The organism is Pseudodesulfovibrio profundus (assembly GCF_900217235.1).
Taxonomy (GTDB): Bacteria; Desulfobacterota; Desulfovibrionia; order Desulfovibrionales; family Desulfovibrionaceae; genus Pseudodesulfovibrio; species Pseudodesulfovibrio profundus.
The window spans coordinates 385828-407924 of sequence record NZ_LT907975.1; the positions used below are offsets into that span (position 1 = coordinate 385828).

The 22097-nt window shown below is 47.2% G+C and carries 24 protein-coding genes; 9 read left to right on the plus strand and 15 right to left on the minus strand.

The window, feature by feature from the left end; all coding sequences use genetic code 11:
- Positions 1–7: 7 nt before the first annotated feature.
- The 9 genes from DPRO_RS01875 to DPRO_RS20690 all read right to left on the minus strand — a co-directional run bounded on the left by DPRO_RS01875 (position 8) and on the right by DPRO_RS20690 (position 7244).
- Positions 8–1117: a murein hydrolase activator EnvC family protein gene (locus DPRO_RS01875; protein WP_097010549.1), complete on the minus strand. Its 1110-nt coding sequence runs from the start codon at positions 1115–1117 to the stop codon at positions 8–10.
- 4 nt (positions 1118–1121) lie between these two features.
- On the minus strand, positions 1122–1775 hold the full coding sequence (locus tag DPRO_RS01880; RefSeq protein ID WP_097010550.1) for an endonuclease III domain-containing protein: 654 nt from the start codon (positions 1773–1775) through the stop codon (positions 1122–1124).
- Positions 1775–2638, minus strand: a complete 864-nt coding sequence (prmA, locus tag DPRO_RS01885) for a 50S ribosomal protein L11 methyltransferase (RefSeq protein ID WP_097010551.1) — start codon at positions 2636–2638, stop codon at positions 1775–1777. Before prmA ends, DPRO_RS01880 begins: the two co-directional genes overlap by 1 nt.
- Before the next feature lie 88 nt (positions 2639–2726).
- Complete coding sequence (locus DPRO_RS01890; protein ID WP_097012874.1) at positions 2727–3377, minus strand: IS1595 family transposase; 651 nt, start codon at positions 3375–3377, stop codon at positions 2727–2729.
- 52 nt (positions 3378–3429) lie between these two features.
- Positions 3430–3642, minus strand: a complete 213-nt coding sequence (locus DPRO_RS01895; RefSeq protein ID WP_097010552.1) for a hypothetical protein — start codon at positions 3640–3642, stop codon at positions 3430–3432.
- A 45-nt stretch (positions 3643–3687) separates the two neighbouring features.
- Positions 3688–4899 carry an aspartate aminotransferase family protein gene (locus tag DPRO_RS01900; RefSeq protein ID WP_097013623.1) on the minus strand — a complete coding sequence of 404 codons (1212 nt, stop codon included), beginning with the start codon at positions 4897–4899 and terminating at the stop codon, positions 3688–3690.
- Between the two features lie 11 nt (positions 4900–4910).
- The gene (gene dut, locus DPRO_RS01905; RefSeq protein ID WP_097010553.1) at positions 4911–5369 is read right to left on the minus strand and encodes a dUTP diphosphatase; all 459 of its coding nucleotides are present in this window, start codon (positions 5367–5369) and stop codon (positions 4911–4913) included.
- A 135-nt stretch (positions 5370–5504) separates the two neighbouring features.
- Positions 5505–7109, minus strand: a complete 1605-nt coding sequence (locus tag DPRO_RS01910; protein WP_097010554.1) for a sodium:solute symporter family protein — start codon at positions 7107–7109, stop codon at positions 5505–5507.
- Complete coding sequence (locus DPRO_RS20690) at positions 7110–7244, minus strand: symporter small accessory protein (protein WP_407681394.1); 135 nt, start codon at positions 7242–7244, stop codon at positions 7110–7112. It lies immediately after the preceding gene.
- Between the two features lie 615 nt (positions 7245–7859).
- Between DPRO_RS20690 and DPRO_RS01915 the strand changes: the two genes are divergently transcribed.
- From DPRO_RS01915 to DPRO_RS01955, 9 genes are all read left to right on the plus strand, one after another.
- The gene (locus DPRO_RS01915) at positions 7860–9386 is read left to right on the plus strand and encodes a glutamate synthase-related protein (protein ID WP_097010555.1); all 1527 of its coding nucleotides are present in this window, start codon (positions 7860–7862) and stop codon (positions 9384–9386) included.
- 12 nt (positions 9387–9398) lie between these two features.
- On the plus strand, positions 9399–9848 hold the full coding sequence (locus tag DPRO_RS01920) for a 4Fe-4S dicluster domain-containing protein (RefSeq protein ID WP_097010556.1): 450 nt from the start codon (positions 9399–9401) through the stop codon (positions 9846–9848).
- An 8-nt stretch (positions 9849–9856) separates the two neighbouring features.
- Positions 9857–11143 carry an NAD(P)/FAD-dependent oxidoreductase gene (locus DPRO_RS01925; RefSeq protein ID WP_097010557.1) on the plus strand — a complete coding sequence of 429 codons (1287 nt, stop codon included), beginning with the start codon at positions 9857–9859 and terminating at the stop codon, positions 11141–11143.
- Positions 11144–11155: 12 nt separating this feature from the next.
- Positions 11156–12253 carry a class II glutamine amidotransferase gene (locus tag DPRO_RS01930; protein WP_097010558.1) on the plus strand — a complete coding sequence of 366 codons (1098 nt, stop codon included), beginning with the start codon at positions 11156–11158 and terminating at the stop codon, positions 12251–12253.
- Positions 12254–13015 (plus strand): GltB/FmdC/FwdC-like GXGXG domain-containing protein, encoded by a 762-nt coding sequence (locus tag DPRO_RS01935; RefSeq protein WP_097010559.1) that lies wholly within the window; start codon positions 12254–12256, stop codon positions 13013–13015. It abuts the gene before it with no gap.
- 43 nt (positions 13016–13058) lie between these two features.
- On the plus strand, positions 13059–13415 hold the full coding sequence (yajC, locus tag DPRO_RS01940) for a preprotein translocase subunit YajC (RefSeq protein ID WP_097010560.1): 357 nt from the start codon (positions 13059–13061) through the stop codon (positions 13413–13415).
- 122 nt (positions 13416–13537) lie between these two features.
- Entirely contained in the window at positions 13538–15133 is a 1596-nt protein-coding gene (gene secD / locus DPRO_RS01945; protein ID WP_097010561.1) for a protein translocase subunit SecD, read from the plus strand.
- Between the two features lie 10 nt (positions 15134–15143).
- On the plus strand, positions 15144–16217 hold the full coding sequence (gene secF / locus DPRO_RS01950; protein ID WP_097010562.1) for a protein translocase subunit SecF: 1074 nt from the start codon (positions 15144–15146) through the stop codon (positions 16215–16217).
- A 73-nt stretch (positions 16218–16290) separates the two neighbouring features.
- On the plus strand, positions 16291–16962 hold the full coding sequence (locus DPRO_RS01955) for an HAD family acid phosphatase (RefSeq protein WP_097010563.1): 672 nt from the start codon (positions 16291–16293) through the stop codon (positions 16960–16962).
- A gap of 67 nt (positions 16963–17029) precedes the next feature.
- Here DPRO_RS01955 and DPRO_RS01960 read toward each other — a convergent pair whose 3' ends face one another.
- The 6 genes from DPRO_RS01960 to DPRO_RS01985 form a co-directional block, all read right to left on the minus strand.
- Positions 17030–17695: an adenylate kinase gene (locus DPRO_RS01960; RefSeq protein ID WP_097010564.1), complete on the minus strand. Its 666-nt coding sequence runs from the start codon at positions 17693–17695 to the stop codon at positions 17030–17032.
- A 95-nt stretch (positions 17696–17790) separates the two neighbouring features.
- Positions 17791–18801 (minus strand): tRNA lysidine(34) synthetase TilS, encoded by a 1011-nt coding sequence (gene tilS / locus DPRO_RS01965; RefSeq protein ID WP_097010565.1) that lies wholly within the window; start codon positions 18799–18801, stop codon positions 17791–17793.
- 1 nt (position 18802) lies between these two features.
- Positions 18803–19132, minus strand: a complete 330-nt coding sequence (locus tag DPRO_RS01970; RefSeq protein WP_322788582.1) for a hypothetical protein — start codon at positions 19130–19132, stop codon at positions 18803–18805.
- Positions 19133–19158: 26 nt separating this feature from the next.
- A complete protein-coding gene (hemA, locus tag DPRO_RS01975; protein ID WP_097010567.1) occupies positions 19159–20532 on the minus strand; it encodes a glutamyl-tRNA reductase in 1374 nt (457 codons plus the stop codon).
- Positions 20529–21341: a cytochrome c biogenesis protein CcsA gene (gene ccsA, locus DPRO_RS01980; RefSeq protein WP_097010568.1), complete on the minus strand. Its 813-nt coding sequence runs from the start codon at positions 21339–21341 to the stop codon at positions 20529–20531. Before ccsA ends, hemA begins: the two co-directional genes overlap by 4 nt.
- A complete protein-coding gene (locus DPRO_RS01985) occupies positions 21328–22005 on the minus strand; it encodes a precorrin-2 dehydrogenase/sirohydrochlorin ferrochelatase family protein (RefSeq protein WP_097010569.1) in 678 nt (225 codons plus the stop codon). The genes ccsA and DPRO_RS01985 overlap by 14 nt, the downstream gene beginning before the upstream one ends.
- Positions 22006–22097 lie beyond the last annotated feature (92 nt).

Consider the following 22097-nt stretch of genomic DNA (forward strand, 5'->3'; position numbering starts at 1 on the left):
GGTCGAATCAGCGTTTAGCTGTAGTCAACCAAAGCTTTGGGTTAATTGGTTTTTGGTGAAAACGCAATTCAAAATACAGACCAGGGCCGCCTGTCTTGGGGTTGTATCCCACCACCCCCAAGGGTTCATTCTTTTCGACTTCCTGACCATTTCGGACAAAGGTTTCGGATAAGTATGCATAAAGGCTGTAGTAATCATAACCATTATACACAATGATAACATGTCCAAAACCGCGTAATGTGTCATTGTGTACTACCTTGCCCCAGAAAACCGACTGGACATTAGCGGTGTCGTTTGCTGAGAGTACCCAACCTCGAACAGGTGGTTTGGCTTTGAGGTTGAACCCTGAAACAATACGACCATCCACCGGCCATGGTAGACTTCGTTTATACATCCCAAACTGCTTGGTCTTTTGGGACTGCAATTGGTATTTAAGTTCCTGGATGGTATCCAGAATCTCACTCAGTTCCTTTTCTGTATTCTGACGTTCATTGCGAACAACTCGTAACCGTTTGCGTAAGGCCAGCTTGCTGTTCAGCAGTCGATCTTTGCTTTTGTTCACCTCGGTCAACTGAGCCTGAGCTTCTTCTTCAAGTAACCGTTGACGTTCAAGGTTGCGAGATATTTTCCCGGAATTGACACGTGCTTCTTTGAGCTTTTCGGTGGCGGCACCATAAATATCTGACAACCAGTTGAAACGGCGATCAAACATATCCCAGCTTTCAGTGCCTTTGAACTTTGATTGAATGCTTTGCATGTGTACCGGCCACAGAGCCTGTAACAAGCTGCGCAATTCATTCATTATCTTCTTTTTTTCTTCTTCAAGGGCATAATGTGCCTTTCTTGCTTCCTGTTCATTCCCTCGTATAGCTGCAAGAGTACTTTCCTGATCATTGATTTTCTTTTGCAACAGTCTGATATCATGTTCAATGTCAGAAAGTTGTGTTGAAATTTTTCCCGCTTGTTTGGTTAGTTCTCGAACCCTGAGTTCTTTGTCGTCAGCTTCTTGATGTTGTCGTTGTAACGACTCATGTAATACTTCACCCTTATCCTCAGCAAAAGATGGGTAAGGGTGGAGTAAGAGAAGCAGGGTGCAGATCAGGAAAGGAATTTTCATCGAGTCAGTTGGTTAGATAGTCTTTTAGAGGACAGGTTTGGCACAGCGGGTTGCGTTTTTTACACCACTGTTTGCCTATACGCACTATCAGTGCATGACATTCATTGTAGGTTGCCACATCTTCAGGCAGAGCGTCCATGAAAAGCGTTTGAAGTTCATGATATTCCATCCCCTCAAAGACGAAGCCGTGTCTGGACATCATTCGAAATGTATACGCATCGATGACAAAGCTCGGCTTTTCCAAGGCGTAAAGAAGTATGGAGTCAGCCGTTTCCGGCCCAATGCCGTTTATAGACAACAACTTGGGACGTAGCGCATGAAGAGGATACTCTTTCAAGGCTTGTATGTCGTATGCAACTTCATTTTTCAGGAAGTTGAGTAGATTTGCTAACCGTCTGGCTTTCACATTATAATAACCAGCGGGACGAATTAGTTTAGCTAAATCTTTGAGTGGCAATTCCGCCATTTGAAAGGGCGCAAGAAGGTCATGCTCCTTGAGGTTGCTGATTGCCTTTTCCACATTACTCCAATTGGTATTCTGCGTCAGAATAGCTCCGACCATGACCTCAAACGGAGTATCCCCCGGCCACCAGTCACTGGGGCCGAGGGCGTCGAGCATTGCTTCATACATGGACCTTGTGGTAGCGGCTGAAGTCATTATTCTCCGACTTGTTCCCAGACAAGGCATTCCCACTCGCCCTGAACATAACGCTCGGGCTTGCCAATACCTTGCCGTTCGTAAACATCTGCTACGGTGTCTGCCTGATTACCCGCGAGTATGCCGGAAAGGATCAGGACACCACCGGGCTTGACGTGCGAAATGATATCTCTGGCCATTTCAATAAGTGGACCGGACAGAATGTTAGCCACGACTACATCAAAAAGCTGACTCTTTTCAAGGCACTCAATGCTGCCAACGGCCAGGTCAATGTTTTGATCGACATGGTTCTTTTGGACATTTTCGACAGCGCAAACAATGGCCTGCGGATCGATATCCAGGCCTGTTCCCTGTAATCCCAGCTTACACATTCCTATTCCAAGTATTCCGGAACCTGTGCCAAGATCGAGGAAAGTTTGGTTGGTCTTAATGATATCCTTTTGAGCCAGAGCACCGATTGTTTCCAAACAGAGAGCAGTGGTAGGGTGGTGTCCTGTACCAAATGCCATTTTGGGTTCAATAACGATGTGCGTGGTGTTGTCGTCTTCACCGTTTTCGAGCCAGGGAGGAAGAATCCTGAAGGTTTCGCCGCAGTTGACCGGATTGAAGAAATCCTTCCAAGCCATAGCCCAATCTTCAGATTCCTGCTCGGAATGCTTCACCTCAACAGTTGGGAATTCTTTCTTGAACTCGCTGACAATCTCCATTCCCAGAGGATGATCTTCAAGATACATGGTCATGTGGCGGCCATTGTCGACGGGAGTTTCTTCCCAGCCATGAGGAACTTTAGAGGAAATGAAGAGACCTGCTTCATCAGCCATTTCTTCCGGGATCGTGAATTCTATTTTGAGCAATGTGGACATGTAAACTCCATTGTTGGAAAAGATAAGGCCGGGAGCCTGTGCTCCCGGCCGGTAATAACGCAATTCATTTAGGGGCTGTACCAGATAACTAGCCCATATGTCTTCTAACCCACTGTTTCAGTTGTTTAAACTGGCTTCGCGGATTGCTGTTATTAAAACGCCACTCGCATTCCTTTAAAAACAGAGAAAAATGCTTGGTTGGAATGCCGTTGAATTTCCTCATATGGCGTTTGGCCTGGTTCCAAAAATTCTCGATTCCATTGATGTGGTTGTGGCTATCTGCAAACAGCTTCGAGTGGTTGATTCGGAAGTGTTTGAACGCTGACACATCAAGGACATTGTAGCCATACCAGCAGTCCGAGTAAACCACACTGTCTGGCTGGATTCTTTCCTGAATAATGGGAAGCAAGGTTTTACCTTTCGCATCAGGAATCACCTGTGTATAGACCTTCCCGCCCCTTTTAAGGATTCCAAAAACAGGAACCTTACCAGCCGCCCCACGTCCTCTTTTGCCCTTTCGCTTGCCACCGAAGTAGCTCTCATCGACCTCAAATTCGCCAAAATCCATCCCTTCACAGGACTCTTCTACCGCTATGATTTCCCGGAGCCGGTGAAAGTAATAGGCGGCTGTTTTGACGTTCACACCAACCAGATCGGCAGCGCAACGAGCTGTCGTGCCAGCCACAAAATGTTCGATTAAACGAAGCTGCTTGTCCTTGCTCAAACGACTTTTTCGCATTGCCATACCGATAACCCAAAGGAGTTATCTGGTACAGCCCCTTCATTTAATACTAGAATACTTTGTCAATAAATGAGCCTTTCCCAGTATATTGAAAGGCTTGTATAGTGGTCTTTTGATCTTGTTGTTCCATATGGGCTTTCACTGGAGCTGCCTGGATTTGCTCCTTTGGCTCTTCTCTGACGGGTTCTACTTCATCCCGTTTTTCTTCAAATCGATTTGGCGCATACTCGCTGATCGATTCCAGTGCTCCAATATCTGACATCTCAGTAACCTCTAATTAAGAGAATACGTGCTTGCCTTCATGTGGTCAAGATGCGTCCACCTCACCAAGAATGCTGTCCAGTTCGTTTACAAACGTACGGATGTCGTCCTCTTCTATTGTAAGAGGAGGAACAAGGCGCAGGATTGTCCCCTGGGTCAAATTACATATTATGCGCTTGGCAAGTAAACGCTTCCAGACTTCTGTTCCGTTAAACGCAAGCTCAATGCCGAAAAGAAGGCCCAATCCACGCGAGCCGACTATCTTGTCGGGGTGCTTGATACGAATGCGCTCAATCTCCTCTGTTGCGAGTTGCCCTAACGCAATAGCACGCTCTGCCAGGCGCTCTTCAAGCATAATATCAATTACTTTGGAAGCAACCGCTGAAACGACACCGCCACCACCGAAGGTCGTCGCATGAGAGCCCGGCTCAAAACCTTTGGCAACTTCATCTGAGCAGAGCACAGCGCCCATGGGGAGACCGTTGGCCAACGCCTTGGCGGAAGTGAAGATGTCCGGCTGTATACCGTAGTGCTGATGGGCCCAGAAACGTCCGGTACGACAAAGACCTGTCTGCACCTCATCAACTATGAGTAACAATCCGTTTTCCTTGCAAAGATCAACGATATCTCGAACGTATTCAGTTGGGAGAGGGCGTACGCCACCTTCCCCCTGAACCATTTCGATCATGATCGCCGCCGTATTTTGACCAACAGCGCCTCGTAAAGCGTTCATGTTACCAAATGGAACGGTGACAAAACCGTCTGGAAGGGGGGAGAAACCGTCTTTGATCGGTCCTTCCTGACCTGTTGCGGTCAGGGTTGACAGAGTTCGACCATGGAACGATTTCTCTAAGGTGATAATTTCGTATCGATCAGTTTTTCTGACCTTGCGCATATATCGGCGGGCCAGTTTGATAGCCCCTTCGTTCGCCTCCGCACCAGAGTTACTGAAAAAGACCTTTCCCGCAGCACATGTCGAAAGCAATTTCTCAGCCAGTTCCAGTTGTGGCTCCTGATAGAACAAGTTGGAAATATGTACCAGTTTTCGGGCTTGTTCAGACATGACGTCTGCAAGATCATCTCTCGAATGCCCAAGACTGCAAACAGCGATACCGGATAAAAAGTCGATATACTCGTTGTTGTCCAGATCATACAAGCGAGAACCTTTGGCTTTGGATATGGCTATGGGGTAGCGGCCATAGGTATTGCAAAGAAGGTTGGATTCCCGCTCTTTTATTGCGTCAAATTTATTGCTCATAACATTTCCCATTACAATTTCCCGGTTGACCCAAACCCGCCGACACCTCTGTCAGTTGATCCCAATTCTTCTACAGGATTGATGATGCCTTGGAATATCGGCATAAAGACTAACTGAGCAATCCGCTGACCGCGTTGAATCTTTCGAACTTCATTTGATGTGTTCAGTAATGAAACCTTGATTTCACCACGGTAATCAGGGTCGATGACGCCAACCCCCTGGCTGACGGTCAATCCTTCCTTTGTACCCAAGCCGCTTCGAGAAAAAATATAACCCGCCATGCTAGGGTCACAGACTTCAATGGCAATACCTGCAGGAATGGTTGCACGTTCACCTGGGGAAATCTCCAGATCTTCTTCATCAATGCAAGCTCTCAAGTCGAGTCCGGCTGAATGAGGAGTCGCATATTCAAGAGTGTTTTCTTTCCAAACTTCATGAAGAAATTTAACATTTACATCAATTTTTCTCATTATCTTGATCCAATCCTTTTCGTTTGAGTTGAATTGTTATTGTCCTTCCAACCCCTAGCTGTCAAACACGGAATACAAAAGAACGCCGAATCTGAGTGATCCGGCGTTCAAATTATTACGTTGCTTGAAGTGATACTAGAAACCGGCCCAACAGGCTTTCAAGTGACTCTGCTTCAATCGTCGGGTCGCGAGACTGACTCCAATGGCCAGGCACAGTGAGAAGGGAAGGGCAACAACATTGGGATCAACCCACTGAAGCAACCACATCCAAGACATTGGTGTGGCATCGGCGACGAGAGTCACCTTACCGGTCAAGGCTTCACAGAGACCGATGGGCTTGGCTTCCTTGAGGTGGATGAAAAGGAGCCAGAACATGGAAATAGCAAAGCCGCCGACCATGGAAACCTTGGCTCCGGTTTTTGTCATTCCTTTCCAGTAAAGTCCCAAGACATAAATGGGGAGGAATGAAGCTGCGCACAAACCGAAGAAGAATGCAGTTGCACGAGCTATGACTCCGCCAGGAAGAAGCCATGCCCAAACCAGTGTCGCTACAACAGTGATAGTGACTCCCAGTCGGTTCAGCTTCATTGCAGAACCACTATTTCCAATCTTCACATGCTGCTCCAGGAAGTCGCGAGACAGTGATGTCCCACCAACGTGATATTGGGAACTCATGGTTGACATCGCGGCGGCAAACATGGCGACGAGGAACAAACCAGAGAACCATCCGGGCATTATTTTGTCGATGTAGATTGGAATGATTTTATCAAAATTGCCTTCAGCTATTGCGATGGAGATCTTTCCGAACTCCTTGTAGAAGATGACGTTGGAAAGTGCACCAGTTACAAACGCAACTCCTGTGAGCAAAAGAATGAAGATGCCGCCAATTGCAACAGCTCGGTTCAGTTCACGATCAGAAGGTACGGTCATATAGCGAATGGCCAGTTGTGGCTGAGCAAGCACACCGATTCCAACACCATAAATAATCGTCGTATAAATTGTAAGGCCAATCGGGGATTTGACAGCAGGTCCTTCTGTCCACCCGGTAAGTCCGCCTTTAATCAGTTTCTCCGGGATAAGGTTGACCATATCCGTAAGAGCCTGATGTGCTTCTGTGACACCTCCGAGCATTGAGTATGTTGTCACGACAAGGATTACCATCATGACAGCCATGATGCTGCCCTGAAAGGCATCAGTGTACATGACTGCTTTCAATCCGCCTGTGATGACATACATGGCAACAAGGGCCGTAACGATAACCAGCCATGCTCCGTAGCTCACAGCCGGGAAAGCGACTTCAAGCATACGGCAAATACCGATTAACACTGCAGCAGCATAGACGGGAATGAAGATGAAGATTATGCCGCCTGTGAACTGTTGGATGAACTTGGAATTGTATCGACGTCCGAGGAATTCGGGAAAAGTATGAGAATCCAGAGCCAGCCCCATTCGCCGGGTTCTTTTTCCGAAAAAGACCATGGCAATGAAGATGCCCACAAAAATTGTAAGAAAGGTCAACCAAAGCAGGGACATTCCAAACATGCCGGAAACCCCGCCAAAACCAACGATCGCTGAAGTGGAAACAAATGTCGCGCCATAGGACATGGCTAATATGAATGGATTCATTTGTCGGCCTGCCAGCATGTAGTCTGTGGAGACTTTTGTTCGTTGCCATGCTTTGAGGCCAAGATAGAAAATAACGATGAGATATAAAGCGATTCCAAGTAATTTGCCTTCCATTTACACATCCTCCCCGGAATCGCTTTTGCCTGTATTGTTCCAGTTCACAATTCCGTAAACAACACACAGCAGGGCGGATGCTATACTCAACCAAAACGCCAATGCTATTTCGACGCTACCTAAACCCAACATCATAATCCTTACCTCTCTCTTTGTGGGGCGAGTCGTCAAGCCGGCGTAGGGCAAAGAAAAAGGGTCGCCGGCTTAACGCCTGCGACCCTTGTTGATTATGTACTTTAATTATTGATTATGCACACACACCAAGACCGCAGGCGCTTCTAAAAAAGCGAAAGCTAAAAAAGGAAAAGAAGCTAAAGCGGTCAAAATTGTTATGCATGTGTTGTTACTTATTGATAGAACCCCAAAGAGTCAAGCACAAATACTCAGGCACGCAATGCTCTTTCATTATCATTAATAAGAGACTTCCCATAAAAAACATTTTAGTCAGTGAGCAAGATACATAAATGTAGGCTGAAATAGCGATGCGATCGAGTGTGAATTGTAGAGTTGTAGCTGTAATGTTCGCTGTATGACTTGATATAGACCTGTTTTCCTCTTTTGACAAATGTGATTATGTCATTGTTTGCAGTGGTTTAACATGGCTCTTGACATAAACTGGATAGATGTGGTTTGTTGTTAATCCGTCAAGGGTGGGTATTTTTACTCTAAATGTGAAAAACACCAAAAGCCGTCAGAGGTCTTAGTTGCTAAGATTACTTTTTTGGCAAAACGCAAAGAAGGAAACCCGTCTTGTTGTTTCAATCCATCAATAAAAACTACCATGAGTTTTGCATTGACCGAGACGAGAAGCTCTGCATCAACTGCAAGGTTTGTGTCCGACAATGTTCGTATGATGCCCACTATTGGGATGAGGCCCGCGAAAAAGTAGAGCATGACAATACAAAATGTATTGGCTGCCATCGCTGTGAAGCTCTTTGTCCCACTGCAGCATTGAATATCCGAAATAAACCCTCGGATTTCAGAACTAACAATCTGTGGCGCCCTGTATTTCTCCAGAATATTTACAAACAGGCAGACACTGGTGGTGTCCTGCTTGCTGGCATGGGATCCCCCGTTGATATTCCTGTATACTGGGATCGCATTCTGTTGGATGCAAGCCAGGTGACAAATCCATCAATTGACCCTCTTCGTGAGCCAATGGAGTTGAAGACATTCTTGGGAGCAAAGCCCAAAAAGGTCAACATCACCACTGGTGCCAATGGAAAGCCTGAGCTTAAGACAAAGTTGACCCCGCAGATCGAACTTGATGTTCCCATCATGTTTGCTGCTATGAGTTTTGGTGCGATCAACTTCAACCTTCATCGGGCTATGGCCAGGGCCGCAACTGCAACGGGAACGGCCTACAACACTGGTGAAGGTGGTCTGCATAAGTCTCTTTACAAATATGGAAAGAACACCATCGTTCAGGTCGCTTCAGGGCGTTTCGGCGTGCACAGAGACTACCTCAAAGCAGGAGTCGGAATTGAGATTAAAGTAGGGCAGGGAGCAAAGCCAGGTATTGGCGGACACTTGCCTGGTGAGAAAATCAACGACAAGGTTTCTGAAACCAGAATGGTGCCTATCGGGTCCGATGCTATTTCGCCTGCTCCGCATCACGATATCTACTCGATCGAAGACCTGTTGCAGCTCATTTATGCTCTGAAAGAAGCTTCCGAGTACAAAGCTCCGGTCTCCGTTAAGATCGCTGCCGTACACAATGTCGCAGCCATTGCTTCAGGTATAGCTCGAGCCGGTGCGGACATCATCACAGTTGATGGTATGCGCGGCGGTACAGGCGCAGCACCGGCCATGATTCGTGACAACGTGGGTATCCCGCTTGAGTTGGCATTGGCACAGGTTGACCAGCGCCTCCGTGACGAAGGGATCAGAAACAACGTTTCGATCGTCGCAGCAGGCGGTATTCGTTGTTCTGGTGATGTCATCAAGGCGATCGCTCTGGGAGCTGACGCTGTTTACATTGGAACCGCGACGCTTATCGCTGTCGGATGTACAATTTGTGGACGCTGTTACACTGGTAAGTGTCCATGGGGCATCGCTACAAATGATCCCAAGCTTTCCAAGCGTCAGAACCCTGATATCGCAGCGAAGAAGCTGACCAACCTCATCAATGCGTGGGGACATGAAATCGAAGAGATGTTGGGCGGAATGGGGCTGAACTCCATTGAGTCCCTGAGAGGCAATCGCGACAAACTGCGCGGTGTCGGTTTGTCTGATACTGAACTTGATATTCTCGGCATCAAGCACGCCGGGCGTTAAGCGGAGGACCACATGAAACGAGTCTATCCGGACAAAGAATATTGCATTGGTTGCCATCTCTGCGAGTTGGCCTGCATCACAGCTCACTCAAAATCAAAAGATTTGATCATAGCTTACCGTGAAGAACGTGGAAAAGACGGACTGTCTGCATGCAAACGTGTCTTTGAAAAAGGCGATACGTGTGTAGCGATCAGTTGTCGGCACTGCGACGAACCCTCCTGTGTGGCAGCCTGCATTTCTGGCGGACTGCATAAAGACCCTGAAACAGGTCGCACGGTCTATGACAGGGAAAAGTGTGTTGGGTGCTGGTCGTGCCTTATGGCATGTCCCTACGGAGCCATCAGAAGACACCCAACAGAAGGCAAAATTGTCAAATGTGATCTGTGCGAAGGGAGAGAGGAAGGTCCTGCCTGTGTTTCGGCCTGTCCCAACGCTGCTTTGAAATACGAAGAGAGAGATTAGGATTTGCCATGAAATATGTAATTATCGGCAACGGTATCGCCTCTATCGGCGCCATTGAAGGCTTCCGCAAAGTCGACACCGAAAACGAAATACTGGTTATCGGTTCTGAAGATTCTCCTGCATACGGACGCCCACTGATTTCCTACCTGTTGGCAGGCAAGATTGGGCCAGAACGTTTGTCTCTTCGTCCCAAGGAGTTTTACGAAAAATCTAATGTGACGCTTAAGCTTGGCACGACAGTGACCGGGATCGATACGAGCGCCAAGACTGTCTCGACTGATAAAGGTGAATCCATTGGCTTCGATAACCTGCTCATAGCAACAGGTGGCATCCCTTTCACACCGCCGATTCCTGGCTCGGATGGCGTTGATGTGTATAACTTCACTAACCTTGATCACGCTCAGCAGCTTATATCTAAAGCGAAGGACATAAAAAGGGCAGTGGTCATCGGTGGTGGACTCATCGGCCTGAAAGCTGGCGAATCCCTTTTCGACAGGGGAGTGGACGTGACCATTCTTGAGCTATCTCCTCGAATCCTGAGTCTGGCATTCGATGAAAATGCAGCTTCTCTCGCTGGAGCACGCCTCGAAGAAGTTGGACTCAATGTTCGATGTGGAGTGAGCGCCAAGGAGATTCAACGCGATTCTGATGGCAACCTTAAAGGTGTTCACCTGACTGACGGAGATTTTCTCCAGGCAGATGCGGTTGTTATCGCGATCGGTGTCGTTCCCAACTACAATTTGGCCAAAGACTCCGGCATTGAAGTGGACCGAGGTATCAAAGTCGACGACAACATGTGCACCAGCGCTGAAGGCGTTTTTGCCGCAGGCGACGTTGCACAAGCCAAGGACCTGCTGTTCGGCGATGATCGAGTAATTCCCATCTGGACTAATGCGTATAATCAAGGATTCTGCGCAGGTAAAAACATGGCAGGCTCCTGTATTGAATTTACTGGCTCCCTCGCCATGAATTCTATTTCATTTTACGGCTTGCCAACAATTTCCGTCGGTACCGTTAACCCTCCCGAAAATGATGCCTCATACGAAGTGGCTACTTCTTTGGATCAAAAGAAAAAAAGCTACCGCAAATTGGTTTTCAAAAATGATCGGATGGTTGGATATGTGCTGGTTGGGGATATTGACATGGCTGGAATGTACACAGCGTTCGTCAAGTTCCAGATGGCTGTTCCAGAAGATGCCAAGAAACAGATTCTGGCCGGTGAACCGGATGTTCTTATGTGGCCCGATGATTTCTTCAAGGAAACCTGGAATCCGGGTTGGGAAGAGCAGGACTAGAGAGAGGAATACATGAAAGCGCCTGATAGATATTACGACTTTGAAAAAGACATTTCCGGATGTGGCATATTCGGAGTGATTAATAAAAAGCGAGGCTTGATTCCCGGCGACATGCCGATTCAAGCCATGACGTGCATGCACGATAGAGGTAACGGCCTTGGTGGCGGATTTGCTGCTTATGGAATCTATCCAGATCACGCGGATCACTACTGTTTCCACATGATGTATGACAATAGTTCGGCAATTCCGGCTTCCGAAGAGTTGCTGCGAAAGTACTTTGACATGCATCATTACGAGCCGATTCCTACACGCAAGACACTGGCAATCCCAAATCCTCCCGAGTTCAATAGGTATTTCGTCACTGTCCCCGAAAGGCCGGATAACGAATTCGCTGAATTGGGTGAGGAAGACTATGTTGTTGCTGTTGTCATGAAAATCAACACATCCATTCCCGGAGCATTTGTTGTATCGAGCGGCAAAAATATGGGAGCATTCAAGGGTGTTGGCTTTCCTGAAGAGATAGCCGAACTTTTTCGACTTGAAGAGTACAAGGCGTACATCTGGACTGGTCATAACCGCTTTCCGACGAACACCCCCGGTTGGTGGGGTGGAGCGCATCCGTTCACCATTCTTAACTGGTCAATCGTGCATAATGGTGAGATCTCATCCTACGGTATCAACAGACGTTACCTTTGCGAGCATGACTATCTCTGCACCATGATGACGGATACCGAAGTTGTTGCCTATGAGCTTGACTTGCTTATTCGTAAACATGGTCTGTCGTGGGAGCTGGCAGCCAAGTGTTTTGCTCCTCCGTTCTGGGATGAAATTGAGAAGATGGATGATCAGGACAAGGAATTGTACACAACTCTCAGAGCCACCTATGGCCCGGGGATGCTGAATGGTCCCTTTGCTATTCTGGTTGCAGACAACAATCGTCTGATGGGGCTAAACGATCGCATTAAGCTGCGCCCGCTTCTGGTTGCAGAAAAAGATGACATGATTTTCATGTCCAGTGAAGAGTCTGCAGTCAGAGATGTATGTCCAGAACTTGACAGGGTGTGGATGCCCAAGGCCGGTGAACCAGTCATCGTGGATATGGAGGATTAGATGGTCACCAAAAGAAAACAGAAAACCCTGACCGCAGGGCGTACATATTATAAGCAGTTCAATGAAGAAATCCGAGCCTGCATCGAAGATGGTGTGAACCACTTCATCCTTAAGGATTGCAACGGTCAACGGTATATTGGGACTGCCCTTGAAGGTGATATAAAATTCGACATTTATGGTGTGCCAGGCCAGGATTTGGCAGCTTTTATGCGCGGTCCCTATATCCGCATTCATAACAATGCGCAGGATGGGGTCGGAAACACCATGGACGGAGGTCGAATTGTCATCGAAGGACTTGCTGGCGATGTCATTGGTTACGCAATGCGCGGTGGTGATATTTTTATCCAGGGTGACGTAGGGTATAGGGTCGGAATACATATGAAAGCCTACCTTGATCATCAGCCTAAAATTGTCGTGGGCGGCAAGGCTGGCGACTTCCTCGGTGAATATATGGCTGGCGGAATTATTTTGCTCTTGGGTATGTTTTCTGATAAGCCTGATGCGCCTGTTGCGGGACGAAGTCTCGGAACAGGGATGCATGGCGGCGTAATTTATGTCCGCGGCGAGGTGCCTGAATATCAACTGGGGCCCGGTTTGCAAGCGCAGCCGGTTGACTCGGATGATCTTGAAATAATTAAGGAACTTGTCGAAGACTACGCCAAAGAACTGAAGCTGGACAGTAAAGAAATTATGGATGAGAGCTTCGTAAAGATACGACCTTTCTCTCATCGTCCTTACGGCAACTTGTACGTTGCGTGTTAACAGCTTTAAGTTGATGAACTTTATTACCCTGTTTGGAGGAACTATGTTCTTCGATTCCGTAGCCTACGCAATGGCTCCGCCTGCTGGTGGTGGAGGCGCGCCCGGTGGACTGGCTGGTATTCTTGGTGGTCCGCTGCCGATGCTGGTTTTGATGTTCGCTATCTTTTACTTCCTGCTCATCCGCCCGCAGCAAAAGAAGCAAAAACAGCACAAAGCCATGCTGGACGCCCTGAAGAAGGGTGACAAGGTCTGGACCAATGGCGGCATCCTCGGCACTATTTCCGAAATTGACGGTGACAACCTCACTATCGAAATTGCCCAGGGAGTCAATGTTGTCATTAAGCGTGGTTTCGTCGCCGACAAAGACGGCAAGCCCGCTGCAGACGAAAAGAAGAAGTAGGCTTGACAACCGGAAATGGACTTCCGTGCGGACCGGACCACTGTAAAAGTGGCCTGGTCCGCGCTTATGTTTGATGAAGTTTAGAAATCCGGTTGTAACTTGTTCGTATTAAGGGAGAATTCATGCAGAGTCTGCGCATAAGAATCATCACAACCCTGATCGTACTGGCGATTGGACTTGGCTACATGTTGCCTTCCATTCCCGGCGTTGCAGGGTCGTCGCTCGCAAACATACTACCTGGCGACGCGGTCAATCTCGGTCTGGACCTGAAGGGTGGTATCCACCTGACTCTTGGTGTCGATATGGACACTGCCATGCAAAACAATCTTGCTCGCCTCGGTGATGATCTCAAGGCAACTGCAAGGGACGAAGAAGTTTTTGTCTTACGTCCAACTGTTTTGTCCGACAGTCGGATTGAAATGACCCTACTCAAAGGTGACCAAAAAGATCAGTTTGAAAGTGCTGTAAACGATTACAGCCCCTTCAACGTTGAATCGACCGAGTCACTGGACGGTGGAAAAATTAAGTATATTTTAGCCGTTTCTCCCCAATACAAAGAAGAAATGACTAAGCTGACCCTGGATCAAGCCATCAAGACTATCCGTAACCGAATAGATCAATTCGGCGTGGCTGAACCAGATATCCGCAAGCAGCAGGGGAATCGTATTCAGATTCAGTTGCCTGGACTGCAGGACCCGGAAAGAGCCATTAATATCATTGGTCAGACCGCACACCTCGAGTTCAAGATGGTGGACGATGCTGCTGATATTGAAAAAGCTCTCAAAGGGATTGTGGCTCCTGGGCGTGAGCTTTCCGTTCTCATGAACAAACTCCCTGATGGTTCTTACTCTGAAACACCGATCGTCGTTAAGAAGGATGCCGTGTTGACAGGTGAGTACATCTCGGACGCCAAGGTCCAGTTGGACACCTGGAATCAGCCTTACGTATCCATTACATTTAATGCTCGCGGTGGAACTATTTTTGCCAACCTGACAGGTGATAACGTAAACAAGCGTATGGCCATTGTGCTGGATGGTAAAGTTTACTCAGCACCGGTCATTCAGGAAAAGATCTCCGGCGGCCGCGCATCCATCACCGGCAACTTCACTCGTGATGAAGCCCGTGATCTCGCTGTCGTGCTTCGAGCCGGTTCTTTGCCTGCTCCTGTTGACATCCTTGAGCAGCGCTCTGTTGGCCCGTCTCTTGGACAGGAATCTATTGATAAAGGTATCATGTCCGCCATGCTTGGCATGGGTATGGTCCTCATTTTCATGGTCATTTACTACGGCTTTGCCGGATTTGTGGCAGACGTTGTACTTTGCTTGAATATCATGTTGATTCTTGGTGGCCTCGCAGCCTTTGGAGCAACACTCACTCTGCCTGGTATTGCAGGTATCATCCTGACTATCGGTATGGCTGTTGACGCTAACGTCATTATCTTTGAACGTATCCGTGAGGAACTACGTCGAGGATTGACTGCTAGAGCCGCCATTGCCGAAGGGTACAGCAAAGCAACCCTGACCATCCTGGATGCTAACGTAACCACTGTTATTGCGGCCATTATCCTTTACCAATTCGGTACAGGCCCGGTTCGTGGTTTTGCGGTAACGCTTACGCTTGGCATTATTACATCCATGTTTACGGCTATTTTTGTGTCTCGAATCCTTTTCGATCTGTACACAAAAGGCCGTTCCGAAACCGACAAGCTGAGCATTTAAGGGGACGATCATGGGACTTCAATTAATCAAATCAAATACGCAAGTCGATTTTATCGGCTTGAAGAAGATCGCGTTCGTTGTTTCAGCGATTGTCATTTTGGCAGGCCTAGGGTCACTTCTCATTAAAGGTGGCCCCAAATACGGTATCGACTTTGCCGGTGGTATGATTGTTCAAGTCAAGGCTGATAAGGCCAACGATGTAAACGTCATAAAAGAAGCCATGAATGATGTGGATCTTCCCGGAATGGTCGTACAGACATTGGGCCTCGAGGGTGATCATGAATACCTGATTCGTACATCAAGCTCTAATATCTCTTCTCAGGAAGTCAGAACGAAAGTTTCTGACGCTCTGACCGGAGATCTGGGAGCCGATGGCTTCGAGATTCAACGCCTGGAAATGGTCGGCCCCAAGGTCGGTGCAGACCTCAGAGCTAAAGCCCTTGAGGCTTTGTTCTACGCTGTACTGATCATTGCCGTGTACATCTCAGGCCGCTTTGAACAGCGTTGGACTGCTGCTGGAATTATGGCTGCTGCACTTGGTGGAACCATTTATGGTGTCGGTCTGACCGGTTTGGATATGGGCTGGCTCATCGTCGTTGCCATGGCTGTCACCATCGGCCTTTGTTGGTATCTCAAGCTCAATTATGCGCTCGGTGCCGTCGCCGCTTTAATTCATGATGTGACTATCACAGTTGGTATCTTCTCGATTCTTGGAAAAGAGTTCGATTTGACCATTATTGCGGCGTTGCTGACGATTATTGGTTACTCGCTCAACGATACCATCATCGTATTTGATCGTATCCGCGAAAACAACCTCGCCCGAAAGAACACCGAGTCCTTCGGTGCTGTCATCAACCGCTCAATCAACCAGACCCTGTCGCGTACAATCATGACTTCATTGACGACATTGCTTGTTGTCGCTTGTCTGTACGTACTTGGTGGAGCCGTTATTCACGACTTCGCTCTGGCACTTCTGATTGGTGTATTTGTTGGTACTTATTCTTCAATCTTTGTCGCGAGCCCGATCCTCTTGGGATTTGGCCCCAGCGCCATGCCAGAAGAAGAGGAAGCCGTCGAAGCGTAACCGATTAGAAACTAAAATAATAAAAAAGGGGAAGGACTAGCTGTCCTTCCCCTTTTTTTGTTAAGTAGCCATCATGAAACATTCAATTACTGCTTTGTTGGTTATGGTCTTCATTACAGGTGCTGGTTGTGCATCTCGTTCAACAACTGATGTGCAATATCCTGTTAATTTGCAGGAAAATCTTTTTAATGTTGCTCGATATTACGAAAAGGGCGCTTACATGAGGGATGTGAAATTAGTTGCTGCAGAAGCAGATGATTATATTGCCAGATCCCTTAAAAATAAAAAGTATATCCGGCCAGCTATTATTTTCGATATTGATGAGACTCTTTTGAATAATCAACCCATGTATCAAAAGACAGGCTATAGATTTATTCCAAGCGTATGGAAGAGATGGGTTGATTCTGCCGAAATCCCCGCTGTTGAACCGATACTGAAGTTGTATTTGAAATACGTTGATGGTGTGGATATCTTTATTGTCACTGGCAGAAATGTTTTTCAACGAGCTCAGACCATGCGCAACCTCGAAAAAAGAGGCATACATGGAGCAACAATGGTTTTCTTCAAAGAAGCCTGGGATAAGGATTTGACAGCGCTTGAGCACAAAACCAAAGTAGTTCAGCAATTGGTTGAGAAAGAAGGGTATGAGGTGATAGCCAATATAGGAGATCAAAGCTCTGACTTCGGCGCTACTATCCAGGGAGCTAATTTTAAGCTCCCTAACTATCTATACATATCAAGATAGTAGACACACAAAAAAAAGCCCTGCCAACAGATGTCGGCAGGGCTGTATCATTCTCTACTGAGAAATACTAATCAAGCTGGCTGATCAGGTATTCCTTGATGGTGTCGATGGAATCTTCGCCATTCAGTTCGATGAATTTGTATTCTGCGCCTTCCATGTTCTTGTAGAAGTTGCAGGCAGCCATGGTGCCGGTTTCCTCATCGTAGTAGATGTCGTGGCGCTTGTTGATGGCTTCTTCGTCCTGGTCATCTTCACGTGCGGACAGTTCTCCACCACATACGCGGCACTTGTCACCGTCAGGTGCGATAACCGGGATACCAACGTTGTTGGGGTGGTTCGGGTTGTTGGCGCAGAGGCGGCGACCCATGATGCGAGCCTTGGCGATTTCGCGAGGCAGCTTGATCTCGATGACGTAGTCGAGCTTTACGCCGTCTTTCTGAAGGGCTTCCCACAGCTTTTCACCCTGAACGAGGGAACGGGGGAAACCGTCGAGCAGCCAACCTTCATTGGAGCCGGAGAGGACATCAAGAACCATGGGAATGGTGATATCGTCAGGAACGAGCTCGCCCTTGTTGATGAATTCTTTGGCCTTCAGACCAAGTTCGGTACCGCCGCCGATGTGTTTGCGGAAGATAGCACCGGACTCAATGTGATCCAGATTGTACTTGTCCTTGGCGATGTCGCCTTGGGTGCCTTTACCGGAGCCGTTGGGGCCAAAAATAAGAATATTCATAATACTCCTCCTGATGATATGAGTGAAACACCATACGGATGTTTCGGCACATTGTGCAAAAGATCACATGCTCTTATAACGGCACGTTGAGGAAGTCAATGCTTGGTAGAGAAAAGGACACCAGAATGGGTAATAGTCGCTGTTTTTTCACCTGGGAACTGGAAAACTGCGCCTGTCTTCTTTTCAATCCATGCTTCATCAAGCTTGAAAAGGGTATGCGCCAACGCCTGACCAGGACCTAAATCATCGAGAGAGCGCTTGTATAAGCGTAGGCGCAGAGCTAGATGGCTATCTTTCAAGAGATCATTACTCAACTCCTGATCTGCTTCAGAAGTTTTAACAGTCCAATAATCCTGCTCAATTTGACCAATCTTCCAAAGTCGTGCGACAGACTCTCTAAAATTGGGATTTTCGTTGAGCACCAATGGCATCAAGTTATTTCGCACACGATTGCGAGTCCAGGATGTGTCCTGATTGGTTTCGTCTTCACACCACGAGATCGTGAGGTACTTCACAAATGCGATCAGGGTTGATTTCGGAAGAGTCAGGAAAGGGCGAATAATCTGACGCTTGGGATCATAGCCTGTCATTCCAGATAATCCTGGCCAGCCAGTTCCCCTGATAAGACGCATGAGTACATCTTCTGATAGGTCATCGAGATGATGGCCCAAGGCTACATAATTAGCACCTTCAGAGGTTCTTACGTTCTCAAAAAGCGTATATCGTGCAAGCCTTCCTGCTTCCTCAATACCAATACTATTTTCTTGCGCCAAGCGAGAAACATTTTCTGATTTGACGATGCACGGTACTTTCAGGTGTGAAGATAATTTATCGACCCAAGCAGCATCATGGGCTGCACTATCGCGCAGCTCATGATTTAGATGGACAGTAGTGACCTCAAAGTTGTTACGGGAAGAAAGATAATGAAGAGCGAGTAGCAAGGCTGTCGAATCAACACCACCAGAGACACCGACTACAAGCCGCTTGCCTTCAAGTGTGACCCCCAACTCACGTGATATGAAGCGCTCTACATAAAGGCAGAAATGTGCCCATTTAGGCAAAAGGTCTTGCAGGGAAGGGGGAATATCATCGAAAGTCGCTTTCATTCTAAATGGAAATTTCCAGCTCATCCAGGAACTGGTCCAAATATTCAATCATATGCTTACGCTGTTCAGGAGTTGCATAATTGACGCAAGAACACCGGATTTTATTTCTGGCACGTGTCAAAAGCTCTAGTTTGAGTTGAAACTCGGACATCTCAGAAGCACCATCAACCACTTCGAGAGCCATGAAATATGGACCACATTCGTCCTTGTGATCAATCTGTTCTTTCTGGAGAAGATCATCAGGCAAAGGAAGGTAATAGATACCTTCAAGAGGTCCTCTCAGCTCCATATCATCGAAGGCTTTTTTTACTTTTTGAACGTCAGCTTCCACCAAGTCTTCAATAAGATACGATCGCATTATTGTTCCTTATTCTTAGATACGTCTATTAGACTGTCGATGTCTTCAGGGCTACAGGTCTTCATTTTTCTGTCGATATGCGCGGTGCTGGGAACGTCTTCATCATCAAGGTTGAACATCCTTCGCGCCAAGTCGATAAAACGTTCCGCAGAGCCTTCTTCCTGTGTGCGTCGCTTCAAGAAGCATATGGGCTCATGAAGACATTTTCTTCCAACCGATAAAACAAGTGTCTCCAGGGCTTTGTGTGTTCGATCATCTACCGGCCCTATCTTCTTGAGAGTTTTGGCCAACTCTCTCATGGCGACTTCTTCGTTCTTGTCAACCAAATCGACAATTGTTGGTTGTAATTCGAGAGAGTTCAACCAGTTGCTGAAAGTGCCTGTTTCGGCTTCAACTACCGCCCGAGCTTTTGCAGCTTCTTCCTGTCGTTGAGCCATGTTGTCCTCTACGACTTCTTTTAAGTCATCAATATCGTAGAGGTAAACGTTATCAAGTTGGTTGATATTCGGATCTATGTCTCGGGGAACGGCAATATCGATAAAAAACATAGGCTTATTCTTCCTACGTTTAAGAACGGCTTTGACGTCTTTAGCCTTGATAACAGAAACAGGGGAACCGGTAGAGCTGATCACGATATCAACTTCATGCAGCCGGTCAGCCATGTTTTCTATCTGAATGGGTTCACCATTCAAGGATTTGGCTAATTCCTTGGCTCTGGAAAGCGTTCTATTCGCTATGATGATATCCTGAACGCCATTCTGTAACAGGTGAGTAGCTGCCAATTCAGCCATTTCACCAGCCCCGACGAGCATCGCTTTCGTTCCCTCAAGGTTACCAAAAATCTTTTTAGCGAGTTCGACAGCAGCAAAACTGATCGAAACTGCGCTTGAAGCGATCGCAGTTTCAGTACGCACACGTTTGGCAACCGAAAACGACTTGTGCAGCATTCGATTAATGATTGTTTTTGCTGCGCCTTCTTCGACAGCCTTTCTGTATGCATCTTTAAGCTGACCAAGGATTTGCGGCTCACCCATAACCATGGAATCCAAGCTGCACGCAACTGTGAAAAGATGTTTAACAGCATCCAGGTCAGTGTACTGGTATGTATTTTCGACCAGCAGGGAAGGAGAGCCCCCACAAATCCCAGCCCAATACTCTATGATCGAGTCCAGAGCCTCACGCTCGGAAACGCGTTTGGCAATGGCGATAATTTCCACGCGATTACATGTTGAAAGGCACAGACATTCCACTACTGGACAGTGTGCAAGGAGTCCTTTTTCAACGCTTTCAACATCGGTAAGCGCAAATTTTTCGCGAACATCAACGCCTGCAGTTCGATGGTTGAGTCCTATAAGTATAATTTTTCTGTTCATGGCAGAGCCTTGAAAGTAATCGTGTGGTGAATAAGAGAAATACACATACCGATGAAGACCCATATGGTCAGTATCGCCGGCTTACGGCCTCTCCAGCCGATGACAAGCCGCTGGTGAAAGAGAAAAGCGAAAAGGAACCAGACTGCCAGGGAGACTATCTTCATGGCATCCCATGCATACGTCTTGTCAGGAGCAATCCAGTACCAGAAGATTGTTGAGAAAAGTCCCAGTGTATACAATGGGAATCCATATGATACAGCCAGGCTATTGACTCTATCGAATTTATCCAACGATGGGATATCCTTCCCCATGCTCGCTAATCCGGCCTTAGTCTTGAGCTTTCTGTTGTAATGGAGAAATGCAGCGCCAGCACCAAAGGCCATGATCAGCATTCCCATTGTGATGATGAGCGTTCCGATATGCAGCCCAAAGAACAATGCTGTCAGTTCAGGCGGCATGATGACGACAATGCCGTCCAGTGCCATGGATGTAACAAAAAGGAGCAGCGCCAAAGGAAGGGCGGTTATAGCCAGAAATTCCAGACGCAATCGCCACCAGAGGAAAAAGTATACACCCAGCACAGCCCAGGCGAGGATGTTGAAATAGAACTTTCCTGAAAGAATGGCTGCCGAATCTGTCAAAAGAATCGCAGCAAGATCTACAGTATTGAGGGTGAAACCGGCAACAGCTACCCAGACAGCAATCTTTTTCAATCGATCATTGGCTGTGCAGACACCTGTCAAAAACAACAACGTGCCTAAGCTGTAAATCATTATGATGAGGATGTGCATAATCTCAAATAAGCCCATCGAGTAACTCCGGAATGTTTACATATAAAGACTGCGGCAAAGATTCTTCAAGTATTTCCCGGGCGGCGTCAAGGTCATGTTTACCTAGAGCCTGCAGAAGATTGGAATTGACCAATTCTCGAAATACAGTGGTGTTATCCTGCGTATCCATTCCCAATTCAAGTAGAAGGGGACGAATTCTCCCCATAAGTGTGAGCATCTGGGCGTATTCATCACCGAATTTCTCCTGCAACTCACGACGTATGCGACGCGCCATGGCCGGGCTTTTTCCTGCCGTGGACATGGCCATGGTTAAATCACCGCGCTTGAAGGTAGCCGGAACTATAAAGCTGCTTTTCTCAGGCTGATCAGCAATATTGCATAGAATTTCACGGTCTTCACATAGCTGGCTGATCCAGCCGTTGACTTGCTGATTAGAAGTACAAGCCATTACTAAAAACTTACCATCAAGGTCGCTTTCTTTAAATTCACGACTTTCGAACTGTACATTCCCCATATCCAGGATGGATTTTAATCCAGAAACTGCTGCGCTGGTATCAAGAATTAAGACGGATTTTGCTCCGGCTTCAAGGAGGGATTGACTCTTACGTTTTCCAACCTCACCAGCCCCAACGACCAAGCAGTCCTTATTTTTCAGATTTACGAAAATCGGGTAATAACGCATGCCTCTTGATACCGGATGAATAGGCGCATGTAAAACATGAATTGCCTACTTCTTGCAATATCATCCAGACTTGCGTTAACTAATTGACATCA